Below are 7084 nucleotides of genomic sequence, written 5' to 3'. Positions count from 1 at the left end.
CAGGGCTTTCTCAAAGTCGAGCCAGCGTTGGGCGAGCTGCCATCTGGCGCGGGCCAGGAACCACCACCGGCCAGCGAGCAGGCAGGGAACAGAGGCGATGCACCATCCTATAGCGCCCAGCCTGGCTCCGATAGCCATCTCTGGTGGCCTGCCCCAGGACTTTGAGAAAGCCCTATGAGCTCTTGCCCGTCTGCTTGACGAGGGCGGCGCCCGGTGTACAATAGTCCTAGGCGATGAGGCTCGCCTGACCGAGGGAGAAGCAACTGCCGGGTAACCCGGCTGATAGCCTCTACCCCCGCCCCGGACTGGGCGGAGCGGTAGGGGCTGTTTTTGTCCCCGACGGTGCTGCAGGGAATACGGCTATTCCAGGGGGATGCATGGCACGGCCAGCGACGGAAGGACCAGTGGCAGCGCAACCGACAGCAGCGGCCGCGTCCGGCAGCGGGACGGAGGCCAAGCTGGGCCGCAACGTGGTAGCGCTGGGATGGGTGGCTTTCTTCGGCGGCTTGGGGCAGGACATGATCCAGCCCCTGCTGCCCACCTTCTACACGCAGGTGCTAGGGCTGAACAAGGAGTTCATCGGCCTGATCGAAGGGGCGCTGATGACTACCGTCAGCCTGATGAAGATCGCTGCCGGCTACATCTCCGACGCCCTCGGCCTGCGCAAGGCGGTGGTCTTCGCCGGGTACGCCCTTTCGGCGGCCGCTCGCATCGGGCTGGGCGTTGTCGGCAGTGGGGCGGGCGTGCTGGCCCTGAGGCTCAGTGACGGGGTGGGCAAGGGCCTGAAGGACGCCCCTCGGGACACCCTCGTCGCCGGAGCGGCGGGCGGTCGCCGGTTGGGGTTCGCCTTCGGCATCCAGCGCGCCCTGGACACTTTGGGGTCGGTCGCGGGCCCGCTCATCGCCTACTGGCTGCTCAATCAGTGGGTGGACCATTCCAGCCGCTATCGCGAGGTGTTCCTCGTCGGCGGCCTGGTGGCGGCCATACCCCTCGTGATCATCGGGCTGGTGGTGCAGGAGCGGAAGGCGCCGGTGGCGAAGCAACGCCTGTCATTGGCCTCCCTGAAGGGGTCGTTTGCCGGCTTCCTGGCCGTGACCCTGCTGTTCACCCTGGGCAACTCGTCCGATGCCTTCCTGATTCTGCGGGCGCAGGGACTCGGGGTAGCGGCGATCACCATCCCCCTGGTCTACGCTCTGTTCAACCTGGTCTCGTCGGCGGCCGCCATACCGGCGGGCCAGCTCTCGGACCGGATCGGCCGGAGGCGCGCCATCACCTACGGCTGGCTCATATACGGGGTCACCTACCTGGGGTTCGCCCTGGTGCGCCAGGCTTGGGCCGTCTGGGTGCTCTATGCCCTCTACGGGCTGTTCTACGCCCTGACGGAGGGATCGGGGAAGGCGTTGGTGGCGGAATACACGCCAGAGGCCAATCGCGGCACCGCCTATGGCCTGTACAACGCCTCCGTGGGCGTGATGGCCCTGCCGGCTAGCCTCATCGCCGGGGCGCTGTGGAACCGCGTATCGCCAGCGGCGCCCTTCGCCTTCGGGGCAGTGATGGCCTTCGCCGCCGTGGTGGGCCTGATGCTCGTGCCCAAGCCACAGGCGGCTTGAGGGCGGCAAGCGCCATGACCGCAAAGACGACAACGGTGGGACCAGCTGGGCCCTCCGACGGCAGCGGAGGCAACAGCAACGCCGGCGCGAACGGTGAAGCGCCTCCGGCTGACGACCAGCCAGAGCGCCTGCGCGGCTATGTCCTAGCCCGGCAGGGCGTGACGGCGCTGGTGCGCCAGGCCAAGCAGGCTCTCCAGCGGCAGGGCGAGGCAACCAAAGCGGACGAGATGCAGAAACTGCTGGCTCGCCTGGCGGAAGACCGCTTCAACCTGGCGGTGGTGGGCCAGTTCAAGCGGGGAAAGAGCACTCTCATGAACGCCATCCTGGGGCGAGACTTGCTGCCGACCGGGATGCTCCCGCTCACTTCCGCCATCACTACCCTCTGCTACGGCCCCCAGGAACGCATCAGCCTGCGCCGCCAGGGCTGGGCGCTAGATCAGGAGATCAGCCTGGCTGAACTGCCAGAGTACGTCACCGAGCGAGGCAACCCGGGCAACGTCAAAGGCCTGGTCGAGGTCCGCCTCGAGTTGCCCGTCCCTTTCTTGAGGCGAGGGCTGTACTTCATAGACACCCCCGGAATCGGGTCCGCCCGCGCGGAGAACACGGCCACCACCATGTCCTTCCTGCCCGAAGCCGACGCCATCATCTTCGTGACCAGCGTCGAGGCGCCCCTCAGCGCGGCGGAAGAGGGCTTCTTGGCCGAAGTGGCCCGCTACCGACGCCGGCTCTTCCTGGTAGTGAACAAGACGGACCTGCTCCCCCCACAGGAGCGAGAGGACGTTCTGGCGTACATCGTCGCCGGGCTGGGCCGAGCGCTGGCCCTGCCGGAAGTGCATCTCCATAAGGTCTCGGCGCGAATGGCGCTGGCGGCCAAGCTCGGCGGTGATCGGGAGAGCCTGCTCCGCAGCGGCCTTCCGGAGCTAGAGCAGGCGCTAGTAGCGTTCCTGAACGCGGAGAAGGCGCGCAGCTTCCTCGTCGGGGTACTGGAGCGAGCGCAGGGGCTGCTATCTGGGGTCGATGCGCCCGAACTTGCCACGCTGTCGGAGGCCATGCACCGCCTTGGCCAGAGTCTGGAGGCCGGCTTGACCGAGACACTGGAGGCGCCGCTAGAGCTTCCGGCGGCGGCACCGGCCGCTCCGCTGGCCACGTCCCCGGAGGCGCCCTCGCCGACGAACATCGCTTGGAAGGCGGACACGTGCCCCATCTGCGCCCATCAGGGCCAGGCGCTCTTTGACTTCTTCGTGCGGATGCAATACCGGCTGACCGCGACCGAGTCGGAACGGCTGCAATTGGCGGCGGTGCACGGCTTCTGCCGCGGGCATACTTGGCAGTTTGAGCGGGTTGCTTCTCCTCAGAGCATCAGTGAGGGGTACGCGCACCTGATTGAGATTGCGGCCGTGCAGATGAGACAGGCTGCCCAGGGGAACGGCTCCACCGAAGCGGCTGCGATAGAGGCTCTGCTGCCGCGCCAAGAGACGTGCCCGGCGTGCCAGGAGCTGGCGCGAGTCGAAAACGAGGCTCTGCACCAGTTCCTCACCATGCTCGCCAGCCCTGACGGAAATGCCTGGTATAAGGGCTCGGCCGGGCTGTGCCTGCCCCACCTGCGCCTGGCACTGCAGAGGGTGGGACAGGACCCGTTGGCGGGTGTGCTGGTGCGCACCCAGACCGAGCGCCTAGAAGCGATCGCGGAGGACATGCGTTCCTACGTGCTCAAGAGGGACGCCCTGAGGCGGAGCCTCATCCGCAGTGATGAGGGCGATGCCTGGCGTCGGGCCCTGGTACAGCTAGTGGGTGAACCGACCGCCAAACCATCCTTACCTGAGGAAACCGGCCGCCTTCCACCGGGAACGAGCCGCTGAGGTAGGGTCTCCAGGTCCGGCAAGGCACAGGGGACCGCCTGCGGTGCCAGTAGGCGCCGCCCCCCCAATGGGCCAACAAGAGGCTACGCGAAGACGAGGCAACGATGGCAAAGTCGGACCGTCAGGGCAAGCATAACCGTGGTGCACGCGGTATAGCAGCCGCGCGCGCCCTGCCGGGGCTGACCGGGCGGACAGCGCTAACGTTCGTCGTCCTGCTCGGAGTCGTCAGTCTCTTCGGCGACATCGTGTACGAAGGGGCCCGGAGCATCACCGGGCCTTACCTCGCCCTCCTGGGGGCCAGCGCCGCCGCGGTGGGCATCGTGGCCGGTTTCGGCGAATTGGTCGGCTACGGTCTGCGCCTGGTCTTCGGGTACATCAGCGACCGCACCCAGCAGTACTGGCCCATCACGCTTGTCGGCTACGGCCTGACGGTGGTCGCCGTCCCGCTCCTAGCCTTGGCCGGACGTTGGGAAGTGGCGGCGCTCCTCATCATCCTGGAGCGAACGGGGAAGGCCATCCGCACCCCTGCGCGGGACGCCATGCTGTCGCATGCCACGGCGAAGATGGGTCGCGGCTGGGGCTTCGGCATCCACGAGGCGCTGGACCAGATGGGCGCGACCGTCGACGCCCTCTTCGTCGCCGGGGCCTTGGCAGCACGGGACAGCTACCAAGCCGGATTTGCCGCCCTGCTGGTGCCGGGGGTGCTCGCCCTGGTCACGCTCTTGGTAGCGCGACTGCTCTATCCCGCTCCGCGCGACCTGGAAGTGGCGAGCCCACCGCTGACGACGCACGGTTTCCCGCGTGCCTTCTGGCTCTACCTTACCGCCGTCGCCCTGGTTGCCGCCGGTTACGCCGACTTTCCGCTTGTCGCGTTCCACTTCCAGAAGCAGGCGGTGGTCCGCGGCAGCGTCATTCCTCTGTACTTCGCCCTCGCCATGGCGACCGATGCTCTGGCGGCGCTGGTCTTCGGCCGCCTTTTCGACCGCATCGGGCTTGGCATCTTGATGGCTGTCTCACTGCTCTCGGCGCTGTTCGCACCGCTCGTGTTCCTGGGCGGCGCCTCGGTGGCGCTGGTCGGAGTGGCACTCTGGGGCATAGGCCTGGGAGCGCAGGAGTCGATCATGCGCGCCGCCGTCGCGCCCATGGTAGCAGCGAATCGGCGCGGCACGGCTTACGGGATTTTCAACACTGGCTACGGTCTCTTCTGGTTCCTCGGCAGCGCGCTGATGGGAGTGCTCTACGACGTCTCCCTTGCAGCTCTAGTCATCTTCTCCTCAGCGATGCAGTTGGCGTCTGTTCCGCTCCTGTTGAGGGTCAGTCGCGAGACGCGCCGATGATGCCGCGCAGTGCAGGCCCGTCGCCGCGATTTCCGGACTTGAGAGCTGCTCTGACCTGTGACCGGGCGCATCTCGGGTGCGGCGCGGCACGCCGTTGGGTAGCAGTGGCAGCGGTTGTGCCGAGAAGCGCGGCTGCATATGGGAGGTGGCCGTAGGCTATGGGCAGGTGATCAATGGCAGACCGCACTCACACTGCCTTTCGCGTCTCTCCGGTGGCGCTGGCGGTGGCAGAGTTGCTGCAGGCAGGCGCTAGAGAGGATAGCCTGATCACATAGGTACCCTCTCCGACGGGGTCCTGGCAGGTTCCGGTCTGCCCTTACAGGGCTCAGCGCCCCTGGGTGCGAGGGCACCCAGACGAGCACGCCTGCCGCCAGAGGGCTGTTGCGCGTGGGCGCGCGAACTCCTCGGGGGTTACCCGACCCCGCGGCTGGGCGAGGGCGTGGGGGGCCTTCAGCCTGGCTCGAGGGTGCCGGCTCCTTTGGTCCCTCGGTGGCCTGGCTGCGGGCAACCGGTGAGCTTGTGGCGAGGGCACGCTCCCACGGCGCGCCGCCCAGGTTCGTGGCTCGCACGCCGTCCCCTGCGCCCAGGTTGCATCTGGCGCATCGCCTCACTATACTTCTGGCATCCGTGCTTGACGGACCTCCCGAGCATGCGCCGGGCCCGACCAGCTCCCTCACAACGGGCGGCAGGCCAGCAGTGACGACACCGAGACTACACCTGGTCGTCACGGTAGACTATGGGTACGTACTCCTCGGCTCGGCATCTGTGCACGCTCGAAAGCCGGAAGGCGTCCGAAGCCCCCTCTCTATGTGCGTCAGGAGGTGCGGTGCGCCCTGCGCGGTGGGGAACCAGAAAGCCAACGGTATGCTATCTGTCTGGAGGGTACGAGACCACCCAAGATGCAAGAGCTAATTGAGGACCCGCTCGAGGAGCCTCCCGGTAAGGCCGACGAACCTCCCGGTACTTGGGGCCACGTGCCGGCCGAGCACTGGCACGACTGGCGATGGCAGATGCGCCACGCCTTGCGGACTCCTGACCAGCTGAGCCGGGTGATCCGGCTCACCCCCGACGAAAGAGAAGCTCTGACCATCCCCGGCCGACTGCGGGTGCAGGTGACTCCCTACGTGGCCGGCTTGATGGACCCCGAGGACCCGCGCTGCCCCATCCGCAGGCAGTTGATACCCACGACACAGGAGTTTGCGCCCTGTCAGGAGACGGTGGCGGACTCGCTGCACGAGGACGAACAGTCCCCTGTGGCCGGCCTGGTGCACCGCTACCCGGACCGAGTCTTGCTGCTCGCCACCACGCTGTGCGCCTCCTACTGCCGGCACTGCACCCGCAGCCGCTTGGTGGGCCGTGGCGCCCGTGCTGGGGTGCGGGACTGGGGACCGGCGCTGGAGTACATCGCGTCTCACCCGGGGATCAGAGACGTCCTGGTGTCCGGGGGCGACCCGCTCACCCTGGCGGACCCGGTGCTGGAGAGGCTGCTCTCTGCCCTGCGGGCCATACCGCACGTGGAGATCATCCGCATTGGCACTCGGGTGCCCTTCTTCCTGCCCCAAAGGATCACGCCGGAGCTGACGGCGTTGCTGCGGCGCTACCACCCCCTGTGGATGAACGTGCACTTCAACCACCCCAAGGAGCTGGCTCCTGAGGTGGAGGCGGCGCTGAACCGCCTGGCCGACGCAGGCATCCCCCTGGGAAGCCAGTCGGTGCTGCTGGCCGGGGTCAATGACTGCCCTGGCATAATCAAGGCCCTAGGGCAGAGGCTGGTGCGCAACCGGGTGCGGCCCTACTACCTGTACCAGTGCGATCTGGTGGAGGGGGCGGCGCACTTCCGGACGCCGGTGGCTAAGGGCATCGAGATCATGGAGTCGTTGCGAGGGCACACCTCCGGCTTCGCCATCCCTCAGTACGTCATTGATGCTCCCGGTGGCGGGGGCAAGGTGCCCATCACTCCCAACTACCTGATCAGCATGTCCGACACCCACGTGGTGGTGCGCAACTTCGAGGGCATGATCAGCAGCTACGCCCAGCCCCAGGACTATCCGGGCCACGACCGGGAGCACTGCTCCTACTGCAACGGGCGGGACGGTGTGTCGGCGCTGCTCTCGGGCCAGAGAGGGGCCATAGAGCCTGAGGGGTGGCGGGACGGTCACGTCCGTCGCCATGCTCCTCAGGGCGCGGCGATCATGTCGTAAGCGGCCGCACAGCCAGAGAGACACAGAGGATGAAGACGGCATCTAGCCAGCACACTTCATGCCTCTGTGTCTCTCTG

The 7084-nt window shown here is 67.2% G+C and carries 4 protein-coding genes; all 4 read left to right on the top strand.

The window, feature by feature from the left end; all coding sequences use genetic code 11:
* Positions 1-377 precede the first annotated feature (377 nt).
* The 4 genes from HPY83_06695 to HPY83_06680 all read left to right on the top strand — a co-directional run bounded on the left by HPY83_06695 (position 378) and on the right by HPY83_06680 (position 7007).
* Positions 378-1610: an MFS transporter gene (locus tag HPY83_06695; GenBank protein NPV07636.1), complete on the top strand. Its 1233-nt coding sequence runs from the start codon at positions 378-380 to the stop codon at positions 1608-1610.
* Between the two features lie 14 nt (positions 1611-1624).
* Entirely contained in the window at positions 1625-3469 is a 1845-nt protein-coding gene (locus HPY83_06690; protein ID NPV07635.1) for a hypothetical protein, read from the top strand.
* Positions 3470-3573: 104 nt separating this feature from the next.
* The gene (locus HPY83_06685; protein ID NPV07634.1) at positions 3574-4806 is read left to right on the top strand and encodes an MFS transporter; all 1233 of its coding nucleotides are present in this window, start codon (positions 3574-3576) and stop codon (positions 4804-4806) included.
* An 899-nt stretch (positions 4807-5705) separates the two neighbouring features.
* Positions 5706-7007 (top strand): KamA family radical SAM protein, encoded by a 1302-nt coding sequence (locus HPY83_06680; protein NPV07633.1) that lies wholly within the window; start codon positions 5706-5708, stop codon positions 7005-7007.
* Positions 7008-7084 lie beyond the last annotated feature (77 nt).

The organism is Anaerolineae bacterium (assembly GCA_013178015.1).
GTDB lineage: Bacteria > Chloroflexota > Anaerolineae > DRVO01 > DRVO01 > Ch71.
Note: the sequence above shows the minus strand (reverse complement) of the source record. Positions and strands in the feature narration are given on the sequence as shown.

Excerpts from the sequence above, each read along its gene's own strand:
- HPY83_06695 (NPV07636.1), top strand. The coding sequence starts at position 378 with ATGGCACGGCCAGCGACGGAAGGACCAGTGGCAGCGCAACCGACAGCA.
- HPY83_06690 (NPV07635.1), top strand. The coding sequence starts at position 1,625 with ATGACCGCAAAGACGACAACGGTGGGACCAGCTGGGCCCTCCGACGGC.
- HPY83_06685 (NPV07634.1), top strand. The coding sequence starts at position 3,574 with ATGGCAAAGTCGGACCGTCAGGGCAAGCATAACCGTGGTGCACGCGGT.
- HPY83_06680 (NPV07633.1), top strand. The coding sequence starts at position 5,706 with ATGCAAGAGCTAATTGAGGACCCGCTCGAGGAGCCTCCCGGTAAGGCC.